The sequence below is a fragment of the Pseudomonas sp. B5(2017) genome, from assembly GCF_002112825.1.
Taxonomy (GTDB): Bacteria; Pseudomonadota; Gammaproteobacteria; order Pseudomonadales; family Pseudomonadaceae; genus Aquipseudomonas; species Aquipseudomonas putida_Z.
In genome coordinates this window covers 126,352-149,556 of the sequence record NZ_NEIR01000015.1, presented here as the reverse complement: position 1 = coordinate 149,556, position 23,205 = coordinate 126,352, and the positions used below count along the sequence as shown (strand labels likewise).

The 23,205-nt window shown below is 64.0% G+C and carries 19 protein-coding genes; 10 read left to right on the top strand and 9 right to left on the bottom strand.

What is annotated here, in order from left to right:
* The first annotated feature begins 114 nt into the window (after positions 1 to 114).
* The 4 genes from CAG00_RS22200 (at position 115) to pcaQ (ending at position 8,444) form a co-directional block, all read left to right on the top strand.
* Entirely contained in the window at positions 115 to 4,140 is a 4,026-nt protein-coding gene (locus tag CAG00_RS22200) for a bifunctional nitrate reductase/sulfite reductase flavoprotein subunit alpha (protein WP_085665351.1), read from the top strand.
* Positions 4,141 to 4,445: 305 nt separating this feature from the next.
* Entirely contained in the window at positions 4,446 to 6,998 is a 2,553-nt protein-coding gene (nirB, locus tag CAG00_RS22195; protein ID WP_025338051.1) for a nitrite reductase large subunit NirB, read from the top strand.
* Entirely contained in the window at positions 6,998 to 7,360 is a 363-nt protein-coding gene (gene nirD, locus CAG00_RS22190) for a nitrite reductase small subunit NirD (protein ID WP_075044032.1), read from the top strand. Before nirB ends, nirD begins: the two co-directional genes overlap by 1 nt.
* Positions 7,361 to 7,511: 151 nt before the next feature.
* Positions 7,512 to 8,444: a pca operon transcription factor PcaQ gene (gene pcaQ / locus CAG00_RS22185; RefSeq protein WP_085665350.1), complete on the top strand. Its 933-nt coding sequence runs from the start codon at positions 7,512 to 7,514 to the stop codon at positions 8,442 to 8,444.
* Here pcaQ and CAG00_RS22180 read toward each other — a convergent pair.
* Positions 8,435 to 9,742 carry a hypothetical protein gene (locus CAG00_RS22180; protein WP_176240911.1) on the bottom strand — a complete coding sequence of 436 codons (1,308 nt, stop codon included), beginning with the start codon at positions 9,740 to 9,742 and terminating at the stop codon, positions 8,435 to 8,437. The two genes, pcaQ and CAG00_RS22180, sit on opposite strands and share 10 nt — an antisense overlap.
* Positions 9,743 to 10,054: 312 nt before the next feature.
* Here CAG00_RS22180 and CAG00_RS22175 point away from each other — a divergent pair, with 312 nt between their 5' ends.
* The 4 genes from CAG00_RS22175 to CAG00_RS22160 all read left to right on the top strand — a co-directional run bounded on the left by CAG00_RS22175 (position 10,055) and on the right by CAG00_RS22160 (position 12,368).
* Positions 10,055 to 10,819: an FKBP-type peptidyl-prolyl cis-trans isomerase gene (locus CAG00_RS22175; protein ID WP_003257347.1), complete on the top strand. Its 765-nt coding sequence runs from the start codon at positions 10,055 to 10,057 to the stop codon at positions 10,817 to 10,819.
* Positions 10,820 to 11,112: 293 nt separating this feature from the next.
* Positions 11,113 to 11,553 (top strand): YkvA family protein, encoded by a 441-nt coding sequence (locus CAG00_RS22170; protein ID WP_015269270.1) that lies wholly within the window; start codon positions 11,113 to 11,115, stop codon positions 11,551 to 11,553.
* 111 nt (positions 11,554 to 11,664) lie between these two features.
* Positions 11,665 to 12,003 carry a helix-turn-helix transcriptional regulator gene (locus tag CAG00_RS22165; protein WP_085665348.1) on the top strand — a complete coding sequence of 113 codons (339 nt, stop codon included), beginning with the start codon at positions 11,665 to 11,667 and terminating at the stop codon, positions 12,001 to 12,003.
* The gene (locus CAG00_RS22160; protein ID WP_013971408.1) at positions 12,000 to 12,368 is read left to right on the top strand and encodes a hypothetical protein; all 369 of its coding nucleotides are present in this window, start codon (positions 12,000 to 12,002) and stop codon (positions 12,366 to 12,368) included. Before CAG00_RS22165 ends, CAG00_RS22160 begins: the two co-directional genes overlap by 4 nt.
* Before the next feature lie 60 nt (positions 12,369 to 12,428).
* Here CAG00_RS22160 and CAG00_RS22155 read toward each other — a convergent pair whose 3' ends face one another.
* Positions 12,429 to 13,397, bottom strand: coding sequence for an EAL domain-containing protein (locus tag CAG00_RS22155; RefSeq protein ID WP_085665347.1), 969 nt, complete (start codon positions 13,395 to 13,397; stop codon positions 12,429 to 12,431).
* A gap of 118 nt (positions 13,398 to 13,515) precedes the next feature.
* The gene (locus CAG00_RS22150) at positions 13,516 to 15,597 is read right to left on the bottom strand and encodes a carboxy terminal-processing peptidase (protein WP_162276774.1); all 2,082 of its coding nucleotides are present in this window, start codon (positions 15,595 to 15,597) and stop codon (positions 13,516 to 13,518) included.
* Between the two features lie 144 nt (positions 15,598 to 15,741).
* Here CAG00_RS22150 and CAG00_RS22145 point away from each other — a divergent pair, with 144 nt between their 5' ends.
* Complete coding sequence (locus CAG00_RS22145) at positions 15,742 to 16,704, top strand: NAD(P)H-quinone oxidoreductase (RefSeq protein WP_085665346.1); 963 nt, start codon at positions 15,742 to 15,744, stop codon at positions 16,702 to 16,704.
* A gap of 123 nt (positions 16,705 to 16,827) precedes the next feature.
* Here the strand turns inward: CAG00_RS22145 and CAG00_RS22140 are convergent, their stop codons facing one another.
* From CAG00_RS22140 to CAG00_RS22115, 6 genes are all read right to left on the bottom strand, one after another.
* Positions 16,828 to 17,481: an HAD family phosphatase gene (locus tag CAG00_RS22140; protein ID WP_085617654.1), complete on the bottom strand. Its 654-nt coding sequence runs from the start codon at positions 17,479 to 17,481 to the stop codon at positions 16,828 to 16,830.
* 14 nt (positions 17,482 to 17,495) lie between these two features.
* Complete coding sequence (locus CAG00_RS22135) at positions 17,496 to 18,485, bottom strand: ABC transporter ATP-binding protein (RefSeq protein WP_085665345.1); 990 nt, start codon at positions 18,483 to 18,485, stop codon at positions 17,496 to 17,498.
* Between the two features lies 1 nt (position 18,486).
* Positions 18,487 to 19,281: an ABC transporter permease gene (locus tag CAG00_RS22130; RefSeq protein WP_013971414.1), complete on the bottom strand. Its 795-nt coding sequence runs from the start codon at positions 19,279 to 19,281 to the stop codon at positions 18,487 to 18,489.
* Positions 19,271 to 20,122, bottom strand: a complete 852-nt coding sequence (locus CAG00_RS22125; protein WP_085665344.1) for an ABC transporter permease subunit — start codon at positions 20,120 to 20,122, stop codon at positions 19,271 to 19,273. The genes CAG00_RS22130 and CAG00_RS22125 overlap by 11 nt, the downstream gene beginning before the upstream one ends.
* Positions 20,119 to 20,925: an alkaline phosphatase family protein gene (locus CAG00_RS22120; RefSeq protein ID WP_025338062.1), complete on the bottom strand. Its 807-nt coding sequence runs from the start codon at positions 20,923 to 20,925 to the stop codon at positions 20,119 to 20,121. The genes CAG00_RS22125 and CAG00_RS22120 overlap by 4 nt, the downstream gene beginning before the upstream one ends.
* A gap of 147 nt (positions 20,926 to 21,072) precedes the next feature.
* Positions 21,073 to 22,137 (bottom strand): ABC transporter substrate-binding protein, encoded by a 1,065-nt coding sequence (locus CAG00_RS22115; protein WP_085665343.1) that lies wholly within the window; start codon positions 22,135 to 22,137, stop codon positions 21,073 to 21,075.
* 317 nt (positions 22,138 to 22,454) lie between these two features.
* On the opposite strand from CAG00_RS22115, the gene phnR reads away from it, so the two are divergent.
* Positions 22,455 to 23,168, top strand: a complete 714-nt coding sequence (gene phnR / locus CAG00_RS22110; RefSeq protein ID WP_085665342.1) for a phosphonate utilization transcriptional regulator PhnR — start codon at positions 22,455 to 22,457, stop codon at positions 23,166 to 23,168.
* Positions 23,169 to 23,205: the final 37 nt, after the last annotated feature.

The following is a 23,205-nucleotide window of genomic DNA, read 5'->3' as shown; positions in this document are numbered from 1 at the left end:
GGCTATCAACGTCGACAGCCCACAAAACTTCACGACAAAGGCGCCGTGTTGCCCCGCTTGCCCAGCAAGCAGGGGCAGCCGGCGCCTTTTTGCGTTACCTACAGGAGCCCGCCCATGGCCAACAGCGAAGTGCGCAGCGTCTGCCCCTACTGCGGCGTCGGTTGCGGCATCGTCATGAGCGTCGCCGATGGCAAGGTCGGCAAGATCAGCGGCGACAAGCAGCACCCCAGCAACTTCGGCCGCCTGTGCACCAAAGGCCTCACCGCACACCTGCCGCTGACCGCCGCCGGGCGCATGGAGGATGCCTATGTGCGCCAGCAGCGCAGCCAGCAGCCAGCGCGTACCGGCATCGACCAGGCCATCGCCGCCGCCGCCGGGCGTTTGCGCGGCATCATCGACCAGCACGGCCCCGACGCCGTGGCGCTGTACGTGTCCGGGCAGATGTCGCTGGAGGCCCAGTACCTGGCCAACAAGCTGGCCAAGGGCTTTATCCGCACCCGCCACATCGAGTCCAACTCGCGCCTGTGCATGGCCAGCGCCGGCAGCGGCTACAAGCTGTCGCTCGGTGCCGATGGCCCGCCCGGCAGCTACCAGGACTTCGAGCACGCCGACGTATTCCTGGTGATCGGCGCCAACATGGCCGACTGTCACCCGATCCTGTTCCTGCGCCTGCTCGACCGGGTCAAGGCGGGGGCCAAGCTGATCGTCGTCGACCCACGGCGCAGCGCCACCGCCGACAAGGCCGACCTGTTCCTGCAGGTGCGCCCCGGCAGCGACATGGCCTTGCTCAATGGCCTGCTGCACCTGCTGCTGCGTAACGGCCACACCGACCCTGGCTTCATCGCCCGCCACACCGAAGGCTGGGACGACCTGCCGGCCTTTCTCGATGACTACACCCCTGACCGGGTGGCCGCCATCACCGGGCTGGCCGAGGCCGACATCATCAAGGCCGCCGAATGGATCGGCAGCGCCAGCAACTGGATGAGCTGCTGGACCATGGGCCTGAACCAGAGCATCCATGGCACCTGGCACACCAATGCGATCTGCAACCTGCACCTGGCCACGGGCGCCATCTGCCGCCCCGGCAGTGGGCCGTTCTCGCTGACCGGCCAACCCAATGCCATGGGCGGCCGCGAGATGGGCTACATGGGCCCCGGCCTGCCAGGCCAGCGCTCGGCGCTGGTAGAGCAAGACCGCGCCTTCGTCGAGCAGCAGTGGCAACTGGCCCCGGGCAGCCTGCGCAGCGAAGGCGGCGAGGGCACGGTGGCGCTGTTCGAGCAGATGAAAAGCGGCGTGGTAAAGGCCTGCTGGATCATCTGCAGCAACCCGGTGGCCAGTGTCGCCAACCGCCAGCAGGTGATCGACGGCCTGCGCCAGGCCGAACTGGTGATTACCCAGGATGCCTTCCTCGACACCGAGACCAACCGCTACGCCGACATCCTGCTACCGGCTGCGCTGTGGGCCGAAGGCGAGGGCGTGATGATCAACAGCGAGCGCAACCTCACCCTCATGCCACGTGCCGTCGAACCGCCCGGGCAGAGCCTGTCAGACTGGCAGATCATCGCCCGGGTCGCCTGCGCCATGGGCTATGCCGACGCCTTCGACTACCCCGATGCCGAGGCGGTGTACGAGGAGATCCGCCGCTTTCACAACCCAAGCACCGGCTACGACCTGCGGGGCATCGGCTATGCCGAACTGCGCGAGCAGCCGCACCAGTGGCCCTGCGCCCCAGGCCGCGACAACCCGCGCAGCCCGCTGCGCTATCGCAACGACGGTAGCAGCCAGACGCTGTTGCACGATGCCCAGGGCGAGTGCCCGGTGTTGGCCTTCCCGACCGCCAGCGGCAAGGCCCGCTTCTTCGCCCGGCCTTGGTTGCCGGCGGCGGAGCTGCCGGATGCCGATTACCCCATGGTGCTGAATACCGGCCGCGTGCAGCACCAGTGGCACACCCTGACCAAGACCGGCAAGGTACCGGCGCTGAACAAGCTGGAGCCCGGCCCCTTCGTGGAAATCCACCGCGACGATGCTGCCCGGCTGGGCATCGCCGAAAAGGACCAGGTGGCCATTCGCTCGCGCCGCGGGCAGGCCGTGCTACCCGCGCGAATCAGCGACCGGGTCATGCCTGGCAACTGCTTTGCCCCGTTCCACTGGAATGACCTGATCGGCGAGCAACTGGCGATCAACGCCGTGACCTGCGATGCGGTCGACCCGCTGTCGCTGCAGCCGGCGTTCAAGCATTGTGCCGTGACCCTGGAGCGGGTTGCCGGTGAGCGCATCGAAGCCCTTGATCTGAACACTGCCAATCCGGAGCCTGCCCGCATGCCGACCGCCACCCTGTCCCGTCTGCTTGGCCTGGACACCCTGCCAGCCCCGGTGCTGGCCGAGGAAGAGCGCCATTACCTGCAAGGCTTCCTGCTGGGCCTGGACCAGGCCCGCGCCGAGGGCGTGCCCTGCCTGCCGGCCAGTGCGCCGCTGGCCGCCAACCGCCGGTTGTTCGTCGATGGCCTGCTGGCCGGGCTGTTCGCCCAGCCGGCGGTGCTGCCCGATGCGGCGTTGATAGCACCACGGCACCAGGTGCTGTGGGCTTCGCAAACCGGCAACGGCGAGCTGTTGGCCGAACGCTGTGCCGAGCGCCTGCGCGGTGCCGGCCTCGACGTGCAGCTCAGTTGCATGGAAGCGGTCAGCCCGCGCCAGCTGCAGGGCGCCGCCAGCGTGGTGCTGATCGCCAGCACCTTTGGGGATGGCGACGCGCCCGACAGCGCAGCGGCATTCTGGCAAGCCTTGCAAGGCGAGGAGGGCGCCCACTGCGCCGAACTGCCTTTTGCCGTGCTGGCCCTGGGCGACTCCAGTTACGACCAGTTCTGTGGCTTTGGCCGCAAGCTCGACCAACGCCTGGCCGAGCTGGGTGGGCGGCGCCTGCTGCAGCGGGTGGACTGCGAGCCGGACTTCGACGACGCCTTCGCCGCCTGGCTGGATGCGCTGCTGCCCACGTTAGGCAACGCCGCTGCACCGCAACCGGTCACCGAGCCTGCGCCCGTGGCGGCCTATGGCAAGCAGCAACCCTGGGCTGCCACCTTGCTGGAAAACCGCCTGCTCAACGGCCCGGGTGCCAGCAAGGAAACCCGTCAACTGGTGTTCGACCTGAGCGGCAGCGGTTTCACCTATGCCGCCGGTGATGCCTTGGGCGTGTGGCCGCTCAACTGTCCGGCCCTGGTCGACGAGCTGCTGGTGCTGATGCGGCTCGATGGCCAGACCATGGTTCAGCTGAAAGGCCAGCCCGCCATGCCGCTGGCCGAAGCCTTGCAAGCGCACCTGGAGATCGCCAAGGTCACCACGCAGCAGCTGCAGGCCTTCGCCGGCAATGCCCCGGACCTGCAGCGCCTGCTGCAGCCCGAGTGCAAGGCCGAGCTGCAGGACTGGTTGTGGGGGCGGCAACTGGTCGATGTGCTGCGCGCCTTCCCCCAGCAGCTGCCGCTGGCCAGCTGGCTGGAGCTGCTCAAGCCGTTGCAGCCGCGCCTGTATTCGATCAGCTCCAGCCCGCTGGCGCACCCGCAGCAGGTGCACCTGACCGTTTCCACGGTGCGCTATGGCACGCGCAAAGGGGTGTGTTCAAGCTTCCTTGCCGACCGTGCGCAGGCGCTGAAGGTGGCCATCTTCCCGCAAGTGTCGAAGCACTTTCGCCTGCCCGAGGACGACAGCGTGCCGGTGATCATGGTCGGCCCCGGCACCGGCATTGCGCCGTTCAGGGCCTTCCTCGAAGAGCGAGAGGCACGTGGGGCGGAAGGGGCCAACTGGCTGTTCTTCGGCGAGCAGTACGCGGCCACCGATTTCTATTACCAAGAGCAGCTGCAGGCCTGGCAGGATGCAGGGCACTTGCGCCTGGACACAGCGTTCTCGCGCGACCAGGCCGAGAAGGTCTACGTGCAGCAGCGCATGCTCGAACAGGGCGCGCAGTTGTGGCAGTGGCTGGAGGCGGGGGCGTACTTCTATGTGTGTGGCGATGCACAGCGCATGGCCAAGGATGTGGATGCGGCGTTGCGGGCGATCGTCGCCGAGCATGGCGGCATGGATGCAGCGGCGGCTGCGGCTTATGTCGAAGCGCTGGGCAGGGCCAAGCGGTATCGGCGGGATGTGTATTGATGTGCACCGGGATGGGGTGTTGTGCACTGTGAATGTGCATGACCTGTACCGGCCTCTTCGCGGGTAAACCCGCTCCCACAGGTACAGCACAGGTCTGAAAATTGTGGAGATCCCTGTGGGAGCGGGTTCACCCGCGAAGAGGCCGACACAGGCAACCCAGTTGGCACACTCCCTGCTTTACCCTGGTTACAACAAAGCCCAATGATCAACGGCGATCAACCCGGGCCCCCTACCGTGATGAATACAGGCAAAGGCGCCTGGAGCTTCGGCTCCAGGCGCTTTTTTTTTTGATCGAGGATCGGCTTATGAAGGCAACAGCGAGCAGCGGGCAACGAGAGCGACTGGTCATCGTCGGCAACGGCATGGTCGGCCACCATTGCGTCGAACAACTGGTCAGCCGCGGCGCCCTGCAGCGCTTCGAAGTGCATGTGTTCGGCGAAGAGCGCCAACGCGCCTACGACCGCGTGCACCTGTCCGAGTACTTCGGCGGCAGCTGTGCCGAAACCCTGGCCCTGTGCGAGCAGGACTTCTACGGTACCAACGGTGTGCACCTGCACCTCGGCGAAGCGGTGCTGGAAATCGACCGTGAGCGCGGCGAAGTGGTCACCGCCGAGGGCCGCTATGGCTACGACCAGCTGGTGCTGGCCACAGGTTCCTACCCGTTCGTGCCGCCGATCGAAGGTTCCAGCGGCAATGCCCGCCTGGTCTACCGCACCCTCGACGACCTCGACGGCATCCGCGCTGCCGCAGCCAGTGCCCGCCGTGGCGTGGTAGTGGGCGGTGGCCTGCTTGGCCTGGAAGCAGCCAACGCCCTCAAGTCGCTGGGTCTGGAAGCCCACGTGGTGGAATTCGCCCCACGGCTGATGCCGGTGCAGCTGGACGGCGAGGGCGGTGCCGCGCTCAAGGCACAGATCGAAGCGCTGGGCGTTGGCGTGCATCTGTCGCGCGCCACCCAATCGATCAGTGCGGGTGAAGACTACCGCTACCGCATGAACTTCGATGGCGGCGAGCACCTGGAAACCGACCTGATCGTGTTCTCCGCGGGTATCCGCCCGCAGGATGCCCTGGGCCGTGCCTGTGGCCTGGACATCGCCGCGCGTGGCGGCGTGGTCATCGACAACCACTGCCGCAGCAGCGACCCACGCATCTTTGCCATCGGCGAGTGCGCCTCGTGGAACGGCAGCGTGTTCGGCCTGGTCGCCCCGGGCTACAGCATGGCGCGCAACCTGGCGGCATTGCTGATGGGTGAAGCCGCTGGCGAATTCACCGGTGCCGACATGTCGACCAAGCTCAAGTTGCTGGGCGTGGATGTCGGCTCCATCGGCGATGCCCATGGCGCCACCCCGGGCGCACGCAGCTACCGCTTCATCGACGAAGCCAACAGCGCCTACCGCCGGCTGGTGGTGGATGCCAGCGGCAAGCATGTGCTCGGTGCGGTGCTGGTGGGCGACAACAGCTACTACGACACCCTGCTGCAGTACGCCCAGAACGGCATCGCCCTGCCAGCCGACCCCGCGGCACTGATCCTGCCGCAAGGCGGCGGCGCACCGGCCCTGGGTGCTGATGCGCTGCCCGACAGCGCGACCATCTGCTCGTGCCACAACGTCAGCAAGGGCGCGGTCTGCGCCGCCATCGACAGTGGCTGCGGCGACCTTGCCGCAGTCAAGGGCTGCACCAAGGCCGCCACCGGTTGTGGTGGTTGCGCGGCACTGCTCAAGCAGGTGTTCGAGCACGAGCTGACCGCCCGTGGCGTGGCGGTGGACAAGAGCCTGTGCGAGCACTTCGCCTACACCCGTCAGGAGCTGTACGGGCTGGTGCGGGTAGAGGGTATCCGCACCTTCAACGAACTGCTCGAACGCCACGGCAAGGGCCACGTTGGCTGCGACATCTGCAAGCCGGCGGTGGGCAGTATCCTCGCCTCGTGCTGGAACCAGCCGATCATGGACCCGGCGCTGGTGCCGCTGCAGGACACCAACGACACCTTCATGGCCAACATGCAGAAGAACGGCACGTACTCGGTGGTGCCGCGCATCCCCGGTGGTGAGATCACCCCCGACAAGCTCATCGTGATCGGCCAGGTGGCGAAAAAGTACGACCTGTACACCAAGATCACCGGCGGCCAGCGCATCGACCTGTTCGGCGCCCAGTTGCACGAGCTGCCGCTGATCTGGGGCGAGCTGATCGAGGCCGGCTTCGAAACCGGCCATGCCTACGGCAAGTCGACCCGCACGGTGAAATCGTGCGTCGGCAGCACCTGGTGCCGTTACGGCGTGCAGGACAGCGTCGGCATGGCCCTGCGCCTGGAAGACCGCTACAAAGGCCTGCGCAGCCCGCACAAGCTCAAGTTCGCGGTTTCCGGCTGCACTCGCGAATGCGCCGAGGCACAGAGCAAGGACATCGGCGTGATCGCCACCGACAAGGGCTGGAACCTGTACGTGTGCGGCAATGGCGGCATGCGCCCGCGGCATGCCGAACTGTTTGCCACCGACCTCGACGACGAAACCCTGGTGCGCCTGATCGACCGCGTGCTGATGTTCTACATCCGCACCGCCGACAAACTGCAGCGCACCTCGGTGTGGCGCGAGAACCTGGAAGGTGGGCTGGACTACCTGAAGCAGGTGATCATCGACGACAGCCTGGGCCTGGCCAGCGAGCTGGAGGCGCAGATGCAGCATGTGGTCGACCAGTATGAATGCGAATGGGCCAACGCCCTCAACGACCCCGAGAAGCTCAAGCGCTTCCGTACTTTCGTCAACGACCGCCGCGCCGACCCGGACGTGCACTTCGTGCGCGAACGCGAACAGCGCCGGCCTGCTGCGCCACTGCACCTGATCCCAACCGTCGAGGAGGCTGTCTGATGAACCTGTCCAATGCTGCTGTGAAAACCCACGAGAACTGGCAGGCGGTGTGCCAGGCGGATGACCTGGTGGCCGATTCCGGGGTGGTGGTCTGGCTCGACGGGGCCCAGGTCGCGCTGTTCTACCTGCCGGGGCAGGCGCAGCCGCTGTACGCGGTGGACAACCGCGACCCGCGGTCCGGCGCCAACATCATCGGCCGCGGGCTGGTTGGCAGTGTGCAGGGCGAGCTGGTGGTGGCCGCGCCGTTGTACAAGCAGCACTTCAGCCTGGAGAGCGGAGAGTGCCTGGAAGATGGCGGGCAGCGCCTGCGGGTGTGGCCGGTGCGGTTGAACGGGGAGGCGGTGGAGTTGGCTGTGGCCTGATGCTCATCAGTTGCCTGCACCGGCCCTTTCGCGGGTGAACCCGCTCCCACAGGTACTGCACAGGTCTGGAGAACTGTGGAGATCCCTGTGGGAGCGGGTTCACCCGCGAAAGGGCCGGTACAGGTTATTTGCATGCGGTAAGCTTGAGCCCATGAACCTCGACACCCGCATCAAGTACCGACACCTGCTGTGCTTCCTGGAGATTGCCCGGCAGGGCAGCCTGGCCAGGGCTGCCGACATCCTGGCAATCAGCCAGCCAGCCATCTCCAAGACCCTCAAGGAACTCGAAGACCTGCTGGAAACGCGCCTGTTCGCGCGCAGCCGCCAGGGCGTCGAGCTGACCCCGGCCGGTACGCGTTTCATGCGCTATGCCGGGCCCAGCGTGCAGGCCCTGCGCGATGGCGTCAGCAGCCTGCGTGGCGAAGCGCGGGCGCCGTCGCAAGTGCGCATCGGTGTGTTGTCCACGGTCGAAGGCCTGCTCATGCCCGAAGTGCTGTGCCGCCTGCACCAGCGCCATGAGGCGCTGGTGATCAGTGTGGTCACAGGGGTCAGCGCGCAGCTGCTCGGCCAGTTGCGCCTGGGCGAACTGGAACTGGTGGTCGGGCGCATGACCGACAGCCCGCAGATCCAGGGCTTGTCGTTCGAGCACCTGTACAGCGAGTCGATGAGCCTGGTGGTGCGGCCCGGCCACCCGCTGCTGGCCAGCAAGCCAGTAGAGCGGGGGGAGGTTGGGCATTACCCGCTGGTGCTGCCGCCAGCCGGCACCACCATCCGCCAGCATGCCGATAGCCTGTTCGTGCAATGCGGCATCCAGATGCCCGCCCAGCGCCTGGAAACCCTGTCGCTGGCGCTGAGCCGGCGCTACCTTCTGGGCAGCGATGCAGTGTGGGTGGCGCCGCGCGATGCGGTGCTGCTCGACCTGCGCCGGGGCGAGCTGGTCGAGCTCGACCTGGGTGTGCGCGAGCCGGGCGGCTCGGTCGGCATCTGTCGCAATGCTGCCTTGCCGCAGAGCCTGCCCGGTCAGTGGGTATGCGAGGTGTTGCGTGAGGTGGCGGAGCAGTATCGGCAGGGGAGTTATCCCTGAGGGCGTTCACCAATGCCGGCTTGGTAGGAAATAGCTGCAATCACAGCGTTGGCACGTTTCTGGTTGTCTCGAGATATTTGTCCGGCCACCAACAACCGTTGGCTATCGGGCACGAAGGCAACCGAGGCTTCGTAAGTCGGGTGGAAACCATCCATGTAGGGGTTTACACCCAGCTCTCCATAGCCATCCGGGGAGACGAATCGGGTATCCAGATTACCTTCAACGGTGTAGCACACCGCTCGGTTGTGGCTGTAGAAACTACCGTACCCCATGAGACGACCGTTGACCTCGTGCATGTAATGCCAGCCACCCGGCGTGTCGAACCGTACAGGTTTGCCGCCGTTGAATTCGGCCAGTGGCTTGCCATCGGCACTCAGGCGCAGAAGCTCGGGGTACATGGTTACGTAATCATCGGTATGGCCACCGGGCAGGGTGATTACCATCGCCGGCTCATGGATGGACAGACCGTAGTGATACGTCCCGTCCTGGGCTTTGAAGACGCCTTGATCTGCGAACCCGGTGTCGAGTGCCCCGACATCGTTGAAGCTGGCCAGCAGGGAAAAGTCGTGTTCAGAATCGACCGCGACTATGGTTACAAGGACGTTTTGGCCAAATGCGGCCAGTGCGAATCCGGCTCCCGTTGAAAGCGGATACTTCAACGCTACGTCAAGATCGACAAAGCCGTCGCTACCAAAACCACGTTTCAACTCCCCCTTATCATCGAGCGCGATGAGGAAAGGCCTGCCGTCCTTCGTGGCAATCAACTTGTATCCACGCGCATGCGAGATCAACTGCAAGATAGCGCCAGCACCGAGCATCAACTCTTCGCTGTCAATGTAGCCTTTGCTCGCAAAGCCCTGATCCAGGCTACCATCAGCATCGAATCGCCACAGGCGCATGGTGACGCTATTACCGGTGGACAGCCTGCCAAGGCAAAGAAGCTTATTGTTGTCTGGGTCCTCGACCAATTGCAGTGGCGTGAAAGTCTGATTGGAGAGGTAGTCCGCGAAGCTGACCAAGGGGGGCTCGACTATCCCTTTTTCGTCCAGCCGGCGGATAAAGCTTCCATTGTTATCGTCAGCTGCCCGGTACCTATAAGTGGCAGCATAGTAAAGCCGCGAATTTACCTGGCTTGCGCAAATGTCGGAGCAAATCGAACCGTGCAGGGGTTCATGGCTCTCTACATGGCTGTAGCCGCCTTCCCCATAACTCACATCCACAGGCGCCGGCTGCAATGCATCGGTGATACGTGCTGCTGAACGTGGCATTGGCATTCTGGTTTTAAGTTCACTGTTCATGTCCATCGAACCTCACTGGTTTTGACGTATGGGCATATCTCGCCCGGGGTTCGATTAGGCCTCCGTGCAGTGGAGAGGCACCACTGGCAGAAATGACAGGTCCTTCAAGCGGCTCGTGCACGTGGCGGAGGAAAAAACCTGCTTTCAGGTCAATACTGGCCAGTGGCTGCACATCCTTTGATGAATAAGCGTTTAACTACTGAACTTCCTTACCAAAACCCGCTCCTATGCCGGTAGCCATTGGTCATGGCCGCCTGCTAAGCTCGCGGCTTTACCCTGATTGCCCTTTTGGCGCATGAACAAGGAAATAGCATGAAACAGCATCGTTTGGCGGCTGCGGTTGCCCTGGTAGGCCTGGTACTGGCTGGCTGTGATCAACAGACCAGCAGCCCCGAGCTGAAGACTCCGGCACAGAAAGCCTCCTACGGTATCGGCCTGAACATGGGCAAGAGCCTGGCTCAGGAAGGCATGGAAGACCTTGATTCGAAAGCAGTCGCCCTCGGCATCGAAGACGCCGTTGGCAAGAAGGAACAGCGCATCAAGGACGAAGAGCTGGTAGAGGCCTTCACCGCGCTGCAGAAGCGTGCCGAAGAGCGCCTGGCCAAGGCCAGCGAAGAAGCCGCCTCCGCCGGCAAGAAGTTCCTCGAGGAAAACGCCAAGAAACCAGGCGTGGTCACCACTGCCTCGGGCCTGCAGTACGAAGTGGTCAAGAAGGCCGACGGCCCGCAGCCCAAGGCGACCGACGTGGTCACCGTCCACTACGAAGGCAAGCTGATCGATGGCAAGGTGTTCGACAGCTCCGTCGAGCGCGGCAGCCCGATCGACCTGCCGGTCAGCGGCGTGATCCCGGGTTGGGTCGAAGGCCTGCAGCTGATGCACGTCGGCGAGAAGTACAAGCTGTTCATCCCGGCTGAACTGGCCTACGGTGCGCAGAGCCCAAGCCCGCTGATCCCGGCCAACTCGGTACTGGTATTCGACCTGGAACTGATCGCCATCAAGGATCCGGCCCAGCTGCAAGGTGCCGAGCCGGAAGCGGAAGCTCCTGCCGAGGCCCCGGCCGAAGCGCCTGCCAAGTAACATTGGCTGGCCCACGCAAAACGCCCCGTCCCGACGGGGCGTTTTCGTTTGTGCCGGGTAGTTGGACGAACCTGCAACTGCTGATACTGTCCGAGGAAATGCAGCGTGAAGAAGCAGAATGCTTCTGACGCAAACCGTTTGCGGCGTACGCACCCAAGGTGTGAAACGACTGTGTAAAAAACGCCCGATCTGACCGGGGCCCTTGCCTGGCAGGCACCTGGGGTCGGAAACGTCGCCCTGTTCACAAGGTTATCCACAATAAATGTGGATAACCTTTTCCTCTTGGAGGCTCCATGAGCGCACCCTGGAATTTCGCCCGTTTCCTGCCCTTGGCCGAGCGCCTGCTCAGCCGTGGCCGGTTGCCGGCCTTGCTGTTTGCGGTAGCCCGCAAAGGCCCGCGCATCGGCCAGTTGCGTGAAGACGTGAAGCTGCTGCAGTCGCTGTGCCTGGCCTGGTGGCGCGGCGAGTACCGCGCCATCAGCCCCAAGGCGCTGGTCACCATCGTCGCCGGGCTGCTGTATTTCGTCAGCCCCATCGACGCAATCCCCGACTGGCTGCTGGGCGTGGGTTTTCTAGACGACATCGCGGTACTGGGTTGGGTGCTGAAGACCGTGGCCGACGAACTGGCGCGCTTCAAGGCCTGGCGCGACAGCCAGGCGCCCGAGCGGCTGCGCGTGGTCGAGCGCCTGCCGGCCACCCCCGAAGCGCTGCGGTTGGAACGCAACACGCAGTGAAACTGGCCGCAACCGCAGCGCAACTGCACAGACCCCAGAGTTGGTAATATAATTGGCATAAGGGTTATGCCTACGGATTACATGCTGTAATCCTTTTTAAAGGGGTTTGTAATGGGTATTCAGGTCATCAGCCGGGACGGTCAACCCGAGTACGCCGTCGTTCCCTGGGAACAGTACCAGGCACTGCTCAAGGCCGCAGGGCAGGCACCTGCCGAGGTGCTTGCCAGTGAAGCGCAGGGCGATGCAGCCAGTGCGCCATTGCCGGCCTTCAGCGAAGTGGCACAGATTCGCCAGGCCAAGGGCATTGCCCCTGAGCAACTGGCGCGCAATGTCGGGGTAAGCCCGGCTTACCTGGCCATGATCGAATCGGGCGAACGCCAGCCGGATGCTGCCATCCGCCGAGCCCTGGCCTGGCATCTGGGGGTGGCTGGCTGGAGCGAGCCATCATGAGCCAGGTCAGGATCAGCCGTCAGCACTGGGATAACCTGCTGGGCGAGCTTGACCTGGCCCGTCGTCAACGTCACTTGCTGACGTATCGAGCGCTCATCGAGCGCTTGCAGTTGCCCAGCCCGGCCATGCAGACGCTGACAGCCGCGCTGGAGTACCTGGCGGTGCTGGATGCCCGCGCCGAGCAGCCATTGCGCAGCTCGCTGGTGATCAGCCAGGGTGCCAGCCGTTTGCCGCGTACCGGTTTTTTTGAGTGCGTGGAGCGCCTGGGGCGTTTCTCCGGGCCGGTGGATGGCATGGAGGCGGCGTCGTGGCATGCCTCCGAGGTCGTTCGGGTGTTCGAGTACAGCTACCCCGAAACAGCCTGATTCGTTGCCTGTTCCGGCCTCTTCGCGGGTAAACCTGCTCCCACAGGTACAACACAAGGCTCAAGACCTGTGGTGAACCTGTGGGAGCGGGTTTACCCGCGAAGAGGCCGGAACAGGCAAAGCATCTCTGTGGATCAGCCCACAAGCCCTGCCATCGGCATCTACCACCGCCAATGACTCCAGGTGCCGGTGCCGGCCAAACAACTCCAGCAACTGCCCAATCGTCGCATTGAGCCGCACCGTCGGCTGTCCGGCCTGCGGAACGTTCATCAGCGCTGGTAGCGGCCGGCTTTCGCGCACCCCCAGCTCCTGCGGCCGCCCCAGCAGGTAGCCCTGCACCAGGTCCACGCCCATCTCCACCAGCACCGCCAGCTCTTCCGCCAGCTCGATGCCTTCGGCAATTACCTGCGCCTTCGACGCCCGGGCAATCTGCAATATCGAACCGACGAATTCACGCTTGAGCGGGTCGCGGTGGATGCCGTCGATGAAATGTCGGTCGATCTTCACGTATTCGGGGCGCAGCTCCGACCACAGGCGCAGGCTCGAATAACCCGCCCCCAGATCGTCGATGGCAATCGAGAAGCCCATGTCCCGGTAGTGGTGCAGGGCATTGGACAGCAGCTGGAAGTCGTCGGTCGGGGTATGTTCGGTCAGCTCGATCACCACCCGGCTGGGCGGCAGGCCAACCTGTTCGAGCAGTTTCAGGGTCTGCCCGGAGGGGTAGTGCGGCTCCAGCAGCGATTCCGGCGAGATGTTGAGAAACAGCTTGCCCTGCAGCTGCTGTTCGCTGAAACGCCGGCAGGCGCTTTCCCGGCAGGCAGCCTCCAGCTCGGTCAGGCGGCCGGCCTGGCGGGCGATGGTAAACAGGTTCAGCGGCGCGTGCAGCGGGCTGTTGGACGGCCCTCGGCTCAATGCTTCATGGCCGAAAACCCGTTGCTCGCTCAGGCACATGATCGGCTGGAACAGACTGTGGATGCTGCGTTGAGCCAGGATGGCACTCAAGGCACTGAGCTGTTCGGCGACGGTCATGACGTATTCCTGAAAATGAAAGGGCCGGGCGTTTCCACGCCCGGCCTCTCTATTTCACGACAGCGCGATGACTGTTTGATGACAAGTGAAGCTAATTTGCCATCATTGCCGCAGTGCCTTACTTCTTGGCCACCTTGGTGCTCGCACTCAGGTAGTCGATCAGGATGCGACCGGTTTCCGACAGGTAGGCATCGTCTTCCGGCTTGGTGTTTTCATCCTCGGTCGGCAGCGCGTCCTCGTCCTCTTTCTTCAGCTCCTTCAGCGGCTCTTCACCCTTGGCCTTGCGGCGGATGTTCTCCAGCGCCAGCTGCTTGGCCTCGATTTCGTCGTGGCGTGCACGGCGGTCCTGCTCGTTGAGGCTGACGGTCTTCTCGTTCATCAGCTTCTGGGTCAGGGCCAGGCGGTCGCGGATGTAGGTGAACTCCGCGTCCTTGTCGCTGCGCGCTTCATGCTGCGCCTTGAGCTGGGCCAGGAACGGCTTGAACGGGTCGGCAGCCGGCTTGACTACCGGGCGAATGGTGTCCCACGGCATGGCCTCGGGCAGGGCGCTCTCGCCGATTTCCTTGGTGTCGATGATCGACGGGTAGTCGATGTCCGGCAGCACGCCCTGGTGCTGGGTGCTCTGCCCGGAAACCCGGTAGAACTTGGCCAGGGTCAGCTTCAGCTCGCCATGGTTGAGTGGCTGGATGGTCTGCACGGTGCCCTTGCCGAAGGTCTGGCCACCGATGATCAGCGCACGGTGGTAGTCCTGCATGGCACCGGCGAAAATCTCCGAAGCCGAGGCCGACAGGCGGTTGACCAGCAACGCCAGCGGGCCCTTGTAGAAGGCACCGGGGTTTTCGTCTTCCAGCACGTCGACACGGCCGTCGCTGTTGCGCACCAGCACGGTCGGGCCTTTCTCGATGAACAGGCTGGTCAGCTCGGTGGCTTCCTGCAGCGAGCCGCCGCCGTTGTTGCGCAGGTCGATGACCACGCCGTCGACTTTTTCTTTCTGCAGTTCGGTGAGCAGCTTCTTCACGTCCCGCGTGGTGCTCTTGTACTCCGGGTCACCGGCGCGGTAGGCCTTGAAGTCGAGGTAGAAGGCCGGGATCTCGATGATGCCCAGCTTGTAGTCACGCCCGTCCTGCTTGAGCTTGAGCACCGACTTCTTCGCTGCCTGCTCTTCGAGCTTCACCGCCTCGCGGGTGATCGACACGATCTTGCTGGTCTGGTCGCTAGGCGCGTTGCTCGCCGGGATGATCTCCAGGCGCACCACCGAGCCTTTCGGGCCGCGGATCAGCTTGACCACTTCGTCCAGGCGCCAGCCGACCACGTCGACCATTTCCTTGTTGCCCTGGGCCACGCCGATGATCTTGTCGGCCGGTGCCACCTGCTTGGTCTTGGCCGCCGGGCCAGCCGGCACCAGGCGCACGATCTTGACCTGGTCGTTGTCGCTTTGCAGCACTGCGCCGATACCTTCCAGCGACAGGCTCATGTTGATGTCGAAGTTTTCCGCGTTGTCCGGCGACAGGTAGTTGGTGTGCGGGTCGTAGGACTGGGCGAAGGTATTGATGTAGGCCTGGAAGATGTCCTCGGCACGGGTCTGGTCCAGGCGCGACAGCTGGTTCTTGTAGCGCTTGGTCAGGGTTTCCTGGATTTGCTTGGGTTCCTTGCCGGCGATCTTCTGGCGCAGCACTTCGTCCTTGACGCGTTTGCGCCACAAATCGTCGAGCTCGGCCTGGTCCTTCATCCATGGGGCGTCCTTGCGGTCGATCAGCAAGGTTTCCTTGGCGTTGAAGTCGATCTTGTCCACGCCCTTGTTCAGCTCGGCCAGGGCGAAGTCCAGGCGTTGCTTGACGCGGTCCAGGTAGCGTTTGTAGATGGTGAAGCCCGGGTCCAGGTTACCGCTCTTGAGGAAATCGTCGAATTGCGTTTTCCATTTGTCGAATTCGGCGATGTCGGCAGCGGTGAAGTAGCTGCGCGCCGGGTCCAGCAGCTTGATGTAGCTGTCATAGATGATGACCGAACGGGCGTCGTCCAGCGGCGGCTTGCTGTAGTGGTGGCGCTTGAGCAATTCCACCACGTTGAGGCTGGCGACGATCTCGTCGCGGTCCGGCTGCAGGCTGTCCCATTTGTTGGCGGCCGCCGCATTGCCGCCGAGCGTGAGGCTGCCCAGGCCGATCATCAGCGCCAGGGCGGTGCTTGGGAGGAAATGCTTCATGCTGATTCGACGTGGAGACAATTGATCACGCATAGTAGGCCGTCTTTTCTGTTCACCGGTTGCAAAAAACCGGATGCATACTGCAAAAAGCCTGGGGACTTGGCGTTCCCAGGCTCGGTCATATGATTCAACTATGGAGGCACTGTGAAGGCATTGCAAGGCGTTGACGGACATGTGGCTTGGGTCGAGGCTGAGCGCCCGGCCTGCGACGCGGGTCAAGTGCGCATTCGCGTGGCCGCAGCGGGGCTGAACCGCGCCGATCTGCTGCAGATGAAAGGTTTGTATCCACCACCACCAGGCGCCAGCCCCTACATGGGCCTGGAGTGCGCCGGGGTGATCGAGGAAGTGGGTGCCGGTGCCGACTGGCGGGTGGGTGACCGGGTGTGCGCGCTGCTGGCCAGCGGCGCCATGGCCGAGGAAGTGGTGGTGGATGCCCGCCACGTGCTGCCTGTGCCCGAAGGCCTGAGCCTGCACGAGGCGGCGGCGTTGCCGGAGGTGTATGCCACTGCCTGGCTGAACATCTTCCAGCTGGGTGGCGTGAAAGCTGGCGAGAAAGTGCTGGTGCACGCTGGCGCCAGCGGCGTTGGCTCGGCCGCCATCCAGCTGTGCAAGGCATTCGGCAGCCCGGTGTGGGTCAGCGTCGGTTCGCAGGACCGCCTGGCCTACTGCGAGGCGCTGGGCGCCGCCGGCGGTGTGGTACGCAACGAGAACCTGGAGGCGCTGGAAGGTTTCGGCCCGTTCGATGTGATTCTCGACCCGGTGGGCGCCAGCTACGGCGACCTCAACCTCAAGCTGCTGGCGCGTGACGGGCGCTGGGTGATCATCGGCCTGATGGGCGGGCGCAAGTTCGAACTGGACCTGGCACAGGTACTGGGCAAGCGCCTGGAGATTACCGGCTCCACGCTGCGCAACCGCGATGACGGCTTCAAGGCCGAGTTGCTGCGCGATTTGCAGCAGCAGGTTTGGCCGCTGTTTGCCGAAGGGCGCCTGTCGCCGCAGCTGGTGGATACCTACCCGGTGGAGTTTGCCCAGGCGGCGTATGCCGAGCTTGAGACCAACCAGGTGTCGGGCAAGCTGGTGATGGTGATCGACCCTAGCCTGGTGTAAGCAGGCCTGGCCCCTTCGCGGGTGAACCCGCTCCCACAGGGATTACCACAGGCTTGAAAACTGTGTGGTCCCTGTGGGAGCGGGTTTACCCGCGAAAGGGCCGGTGCAGGCGATGTGATTACCTCAGGCCCAGCTCAGGATCGGCCACTTGTTGATCTCGGCATGCTCCCGCAACACCGCATCCGGGTTCACCACATGCGGATGATCCACCTTCAACAACAACGGCAAATCGTTCCGCGAGTCGGAATAGAAACTCGCCCCCTCCAGGTTCTCCTGCTCCTGGTCCAGCCACTCCAGCAACCGCGTGATCTTCCCTTCGCGGTAGGTCAGCACCCCATGGGTCTTGCCGGTATAAACCCCGTTCACCGCCTCCAGTTCGATCGCCAGGTATTCGTCCACCCCCAGCCGCGCCGCAATCGGCCCGACCAGGTGCGTACCCGACGCCGAAATGATCAGGATGCGATCCCCGCGCTTGCGGTGCTCGGCAATGCAGCGGCAGGCGTCGCCGTAGATAATCGGCTCGATCACCTCTTCGACCCACGGCGCCACCAGGTGCTCGACCTCTTCCAGGGTGCGCCCGGCAATCGGCTCCAGGCTGAAGGCCATGTAGTCCTCCATCTGCAGGTGGCCCTTGCCATAGGCCTCCATCAACTCATGGTCGCGGCGCAGGAAGTCCTTGCCGTCGACCCAGCCCAGCCGGGCCATCTGCTCGCTCCACAGCGACGCGCAGTCGCCGTGGATCAGGGTTTCGTCCAGATCGAAAATTGCCAGTGCCATGGTGTTGATTCTCCTTAGGCCACTTCTCGTAGCGCCGTGGGGTCGATCGACAAGCTTACCCGTTGCCCGTCCGCGTGCAGGTCGGACGGTGAGCGGTTGAGCACGTCGACCACCAGTTCCACCTCGCGTACCCGCACCCGGTAGCGGATCACGTTGCCCAGCAGGCTGTGGCTGCGCACTTCGGCGTCCAGTTCGCCGTTGATGCCCAGGGTGATCGACTCGGGGCGGATCGCCAGGCGGTTGGCCACCGGGCGCTGCAGCAGGCGGCTGGCGCTGTCGGCGTCGAGCAGGTTGTAGTTGCCGATGAAGCCGGCGGCAAACAGGTCCACCGGCGCGGTGTAGAGGGTTTCGGCATCGCCGCTCTGGACGATGCGGCCCTGGTTCATCAGGAAGATGCGGTCGGACATGGTCAGCGCTTCTTCCTGGTCGTGGGTGACGAAGATGGTGGTCAGCCCCAGCTCGCGCTGGATGGCGCGGATCTGCTCGCGCAGGTGCTTGCGGATGCGCGCATCCAGCGCCGACAGCGGCTCGTCGAGCAGCAGCAGGCGCGGGCGGGTGACCAGCGAACGGGCCAGGGCCACGCGCTGGCACTGGCCGCCGGACAACTGGTGCGGGTAGCGCCCGGCGAAGTTGCCCAGCTCCACCAGCTCCAGCGCCTCGCGTACCCGGGCCTGGCTTTCGTCGGCCTTGACCTTCTGCATGCGCAGGCCGAAGGCGACGTTCTGCTCCACGGTCATGTTGGGGAACAGCGCATAGCTCTGGAACACCATGCCGATACCACGCTTTTGCGGGCTCAGCGGCACGATGTCCTGGCCGTCGAGCAGGATCTGCCCGCTGTCCACCGGGGTCAGCCCGGCGATGCAGCGCAGCAGCGTGGACTTGCCGCAACCGGACGGGCCAAGCAGGGTAACGAACTCGCCGCGTTCGATACGGCAGTCGATGTTCTCGAACACCGGGCTGCCGGCGTAGCTTTTTTGCAGTTTCTGTACGCTGACGAAGCTCATGTCAGGTCTTGTCCTTGTTCAGGCGGTTGGCGACCCAGGTCAGTACCAGCACGAAGGCGAAGTACGAGATCACCAGCGCGCTGTTGAAGTGGCCGCTGCTGTTGCGCATGTTGTTCAGGTACACCTGGAGGGTCTCGTAGCGGGTGCCGACCAGCAGGTTGGCGAACACGAACTCGCCAAACAGGAACGAGAACGACAGCAGCAGAGCCACCATCAGGCCCTTGCGCAGGTTCGGCAGCACTACCAGCAGCGCCGCCTGCCAGGTGCTGGCGCCCAGCAGCTGGGCGGCGTCCATCAGGTCGCGCAGGTTGATCGCCTGCAGGTTGTTGGTGATGGCCCGGTACATGAACGGCAGGGCAATGGTGAAGTAGCAGCCGATCAGGATCCACGGCGTGCCGACCATGGCCATGGGCCCGCTGCCATACAGCTGCAGCAGCCCCACCGACGACACCACCGGCGGCACCGCGAACGGCAGCAGGATGAGGATGTTCATCAGTGCGTCGAGCCTGGGGAAGTGGTAGTGCACCACGAACAGCAGCGGCAGGATCAGCACCACCGACAGCAGCAGCGCGCCCACGCACACCAGCAGCGACTGGCCGAAGGCAGCCAGGAATCGCGGCTCGCTCCACAGCGCGATGTACCACTTGAAGGTCAGGCCGCTGGGCAGCAGGCTGGCCGACCAACTGGTGGCCAGCGAGTAGAGCAGGGTGCCGGCCAGCGGCAGCAGCAGGATGAGGAACAGCAGGTAGACCACGGCGCGGTGGTACCAGCCGCCGGAACGGGCGTCAGCGCGCATGGTAGCTCCTTTTCAGCAGCCATTGATGCACCACCGTGACCAGCGTCATCAGCCCCACCAAAACCATCGCCAGGGCGCTGGCCAGGTTGGGATCGAGGCTGATGTCACCGGCCACCAGGCCGGCGATGCGGATCGGCAGTACGTTGAAGTTGCCGGTGGTCAGCGCGTACACGGTGGCATAGGCACCGAGCGCGTTGGCCAACAGGATGACGAAGGTGCCCAACAGTGCCGGGGTCAGCACCGGCAGGCCGATGTGCCGCCAGAATTGCCAGTGGTTGGCGCCCAGCAGCGCGGCCGACTCGCGCCAGTCTTCACGCAGGGCGTCGAACGCGGGGGACAGCAACAACACGCCAAGCGGGATCTGGAAGTAGGTGTACACCAGGATCAGCCCGCTCTTGGAATAGATGCTGAAGTCCTCCAGCAGGCCGACCTGCTTCAGTAGCAGGGTCAGCGCGCCGTTAAAACCGAGCAGGATGATGAAGGCGAAGGCCAGCGGCACCCCGGCGAAGTTGCTGGTCATGTTGGCGAAGGCGCTGACGAAGTCGCGCAGCTTCGAGTCCACCTGGCGCAGCGAATAGGCGCCGAGAGTGGCGATGACGATGCCGAAAAGGCTCGACCAGAAGCTGATCTCCAGGCTGCGTTGCAGGGCCTGCAGGTAGAACTTCGAGGCGAATACCTTGCTGAAGTTGTCCACGCCCCAACCTGCTTCCGATTGCAGGCTGTTGATCGCCACCCAGGCCAGCGGGGCGATCTGGAAGATGACGAAGAACACGGCGAACGGTAGCAGGCAGAGCAGGGCCAGGTAGCGGCCACGGGCGCTGCTGCTCTTGGGTGTGGTCACTTCAGCAGCTCCCGGCAGACGCTCTTGTCATGCGGTGCGCCGAGCAGCTCGCAGATGGTCCCGCACAGTTCGGTCTGCAGCGGTTTGGCCGCAGGGTCGAGGCTGAAGGCATCGCCGAAGACGAACAGTGGCACTTCGCGCTCCTCGGTCAGCAGGCCATTGTGCGAGCGGTCGTTGTTCATGCCGTGGTCGGCGGTGACCAGTACCTGGTAGCCCTCTTCGAGCCAGCCTGGCAGGTAGTCGGCCAGCAGGATGTCGGCGCTGCGCGCGGCGTTGCGGTACTGGCTGCTGTCCAGGCCGTGATGATGGCCGACATCGTCGATGCTCATCGGGTGCACCAGCAGGAAGTTGGGGGCGTGGCGGCGGCGCAGGTATTCGCCATCGGCCAGCAGGTGCGAATCGGGGTAACGGTCGTCCCAGTAGAACAGCCCGTGCTGGATCGGCAGTTTCGGTGCGTGGGTATGGCGGTCGCGCTGCGGGTCGAAGGGCGAGCGGTTGTACAGCTCGCTCATCCAGTGATAGGCCGCAGCCGCAGTACCCAGGTTGGCCTCGCGGGCGTAGTGGAACACGCTGCGCTGGTTGGACAGACGGTTGACGTTGTTGTGCACGATGCCGCTGTCGATCGGCGGTACACCGGTGAGGATGCACTCGTACAGCGGCCGCGACAGCGACGGCAGTTCGCATTCCACGCGGTACAGCGCGGCACGGTCGGCCTCGACGTAGGCGTGCAGGTGGCCCATGGCGTGATGCGCGACCTGGTAGTTGAGGCCGTCGAGCAGGACCAGGATGACGTTGTGTTGCATGGTGGCTCCAGTCATAAACCGCGTTGGCTTCTTCGCGGGTAAACCCGCTCCTACAGGGTCATGCGCCGGCCTTGAGGTGTGCGCTGTACCTGTGGGAGCGGGTTTACCCGCGAAAGGGCCCGTCCAGGCGCTAGAGAAACTAGCCCCTTACTCCATCTCGATGATCACCTGCTCCTGCCACATCTGCGGCAGTTTCTTCGAGCTCGCTTCCCAGGCCTCGGCATTCTTGATCGGCTGCGCGGCCTTGTACTGTTCGTTGGGCAGCAACTTGGCCTGCACATCGTCCGGCAGCTTCAGGTGCTCGGCACGGATCGGCCGCGCATGCCCTTTGGCCAGGTTGATCTGCCCGGCATCGCTGAAGATGTATTCACGTGTCAGCTTGGCCGCATTCGGGTGCTTGGCGTACTTGTTGATGATGGTGGTATAGCCGGAGATCACCGAGCCATCCGACGGGATCAGCACTTCGAAACGCTTGGGGTCGATCTGTTCACGGTAGCTCAGGCCGTTGAAGTCCCACACCACGCCCACTTCCACCTCGCCCTTCTCCAGGGTCTGGATGGTCGGGTTGGCCAGCGACAGGCGCTTCTGCTGGGCCAGCTTGGTGAACAGCTGCAGGCCCGGTGCCAGGTTGGTCTCGTCACCCTTGTAGGCGATCGCCGCAGCCAGCACGCCGTTGGCGGCCTGGGCAGCGGTGCCGACATCACCGATGGCGACCTTGTACTTGCCTTTTTCCAGGTCATGCCAAGAGGTTGGTCGCTCGCCTTCCTTTACCAGGTCCTTGTTGATGATGAAGGCGATGGTGCCGGTATAGGCCAGCGCCCAGTGGCCGTCCTTGTCCTTGGCCCAGGTCGGCACCTGGTCCCAGGTGCTCGGCTTGTACGCCTGGCTCACGCCCTTGCTCACGGCGATCGGGCCGAAGGCGGCACCCACGTCGCCGATGTCGGCGCTGGCGTTGTCCTTCTCGGCTTCGAACTTGGCGATTTCCTGGGCCGAGCTCATGTCGGTGTCGCTGTGCTTGAGGCCGTACTTGCTGGCCAGATCTTCCCAGGTGCCTTTCCAGTTGGCCCAGGCATCGGGCATGCCCACGCTGTTGACGTTGCCCTCCTTGCGGGCGGCGTCTTCCAGGGCCTTGAGGTCGGTATCGGCGGCCATGGCCGTGGTACACAGGGCGATGGCCGAACCGAGCAGTGACGCCATGAACAACTTTTTCATCCGAAGCTCCTTGGGTGGGTGCCTTTAGCGATGGTTGTTATGAGTGAAGCCGTTGTCTGGTGACCGTTGGTCTAGGTCAGCAAACCTTGAGCCAAGGTAGGCTGCTTGCGTGACAGTTTGATGTAGGGAAGGGCCGGTGAAGGCCCTGAAGCTACAGCGTAGACCACGCAGCCGCCCCGGTTCTGCTGGGTTGGCGCGTTTCTGGCAGTGTCTGGCCAAAGGCTTTGTCACAGGATGTTCATCAGCCCTGCCTAGGCTTGCACTATTCTCCAAGTGCCCTGTTCTGGGGCTGGACTAGTCCAGATAGGTAACCTTTGATGCAGTCGATGCCACCGCGTGCGGTAACAGCCATCTGTCACGCTCTGCAGGAGCAGATCGAGCACGGCCTGCTGGCGCCGGGCGGCAAGCTGCCGGCCGAGCGCAAGCTCAGCGAGGTGTTCGATACCACGCGCATTACCCTGCGTGAGGCGCTGGTGCAGCTCGAAGCCCAGGGGCTGATCTACCGCGAAGAGCGTCGCGGCTGGTTCGTCGCGCCCGAACGGCTGACCTACGACCTGATCGAGCGCAGCCACTTCCATGCCATGGTCCGCGACCAGGGGCGGGTGCCCAGTACCAAACTGTTGTCGGCGCGGCTGCAGCCGGCCTCGGCGGCCATCTGTGCGCGCTTGCAGCTGCCGGCGTTGTCCAGTGTGGTGCGTATCTGCCGGTTACGGCGGATCGATGGGCGGGCGGTGCTGTATGCCGAGCACTACCTCAACCCCCGGTACTTCCCGGAGATTCTCGAACAGGACCTGGCCCAGTCGCTGACCGAGATTTATGGGCGGGTGTATGGCATCCAGTATGGGCAGGTGTGCTTCGAGATCTTGCCGACGGCGTTGCCGGTGGAGGCGGCCAGTGCCTTGAAGGTGTCGGCGGGAAGCCCAGGGTTGCATATCACCCGGGTCAACAGTGACCAGCATGGGCACCTGATCGACTGTGACCTGGAGTATTGGCGGCATGATGCCATCCGCATCCGCGCCCAGGCTGGATGAAAAGTTGGCTTCTTCGCGGGTAAACCCGCTCCCACAG

Excerpts from the sequence above, each read along its gene's own strand:
- CAG00_RS22200 (WP_085665351.1), top strand. The coding sequence starts at position 115 with ATGGCCAACAGCGAAGTGCGCAGCGTCTGCCCCTACTGCGGCGTCGGT.
- nirB (WP_025338051.1), top strand. The coding sequence starts at position 4,446 with ATGAAGGCAACAGCGAGCAGCGGGCAACGAGAGCGACTGGTCATCGTC.
- nirD (WP_075044032.1), top strand. The coding sequence starts at position 6,998 with ATGAACCTGTCCAATGCTGCTGTGAAAACCCACGAGAACTGGCAGGCG.
- pcaQ (WP_085665350.1), top strand. The coding sequence starts at position 7,512 with ATGAACCTCGACACCCGCATCAAGTACCGACACCTGCTGTGCTTCCTG.
- CAG00_RS22180 (WP_176240911.1), bottom strand. The coding sequence starts at position 9,742 with ATGAACAGTGAACTTAAAACCAGAATGCCAATGCCACGTTCAGCAGCA.
- CAG00_RS22175 (WP_003257347.1), top strand. The coding sequence starts at position 10,055 with ATGAAACAGCATCGTTTGGCGGCTGCGGTTGCCCTGGTAGGCCTGGTA.
- CAG00_RS22170 (WP_015269270.1), top strand. The coding sequence starts at position 11,113 with ATGAGCGCACCCTGGAATTTCGCCCGTTTCCTGCCCTTGGCCGAGCGC.
- CAG00_RS22165 (WP_085665348.1), top strand. The coding sequence starts at position 11,665 with ATGGGTATTCAGGTCATCAGCCGGGACGGTCAACCCGAGTACGCCGTC.
- CAG00_RS22160 (WP_013971408.1), top strand. The coding sequence starts at position 12,000 with ATGAGCCAGGTCAGGATCAGCCGTCAGCACTGGGATAACCTGCTGGGC.
- CAG00_RS22155 (WP_085665347.1), bottom strand. The coding sequence starts at position 13,397 with ATGACCGTCGCCGAACAGCTCAGTGCCTTGAGTGCCATCCTGGCTCAA.
- CAG00_RS22150 (WP_162276774.1), bottom strand. The coding sequence starts at position 15,597 with ATGAAGCATTTCCTCCCAAGCACCGCCCTGGCGCTGATGATCGGCCTG.
- CAG00_RS22140 (WP_085617654.1), bottom strand. The coding sequence starts at position 17,481 with ATGGCACTGGCAATTTTCGATCTGGACGAAACCCTGATCCACGGCGAC.
- CAG00_RS22135 (WP_085665345.1), bottom strand. The coding sequence starts at position 18,485 with ATGAGCTTCGTCAGCGTACAGAAACTGCAAAAAAGCTACGCCGGCAGC.
- CAG00_RS22130 (WP_013971414.1), bottom strand. The coding sequence starts at position 19,281 with ATGCGCGCTGACGCCCGTTCCGGCGGCTGGTACCACCGCGCCGTGGTC.
- CAG00_RS22120 (WP_025338062.1), bottom strand. The coding sequence starts at position 20,925 with ATGCAACACAACGTCATCCTGGTCCTGCTCGACGGCCTCAACTACCAG.
- CAG00_RS22115 (WP_085665343.1), bottom strand. The coding sequence starts at position 22,137 with ATGAAAAAGTTGTTCATGGCGTCACTGCTCGGTTCGGCCATCGCCCTG.
- phnR (WP_085665342.1), top strand. The coding sequence starts at position 22,455 with ATGCAGTCGATGCCACCGCGTGCGGTAACAGCCATCTGTCACGCTCTG.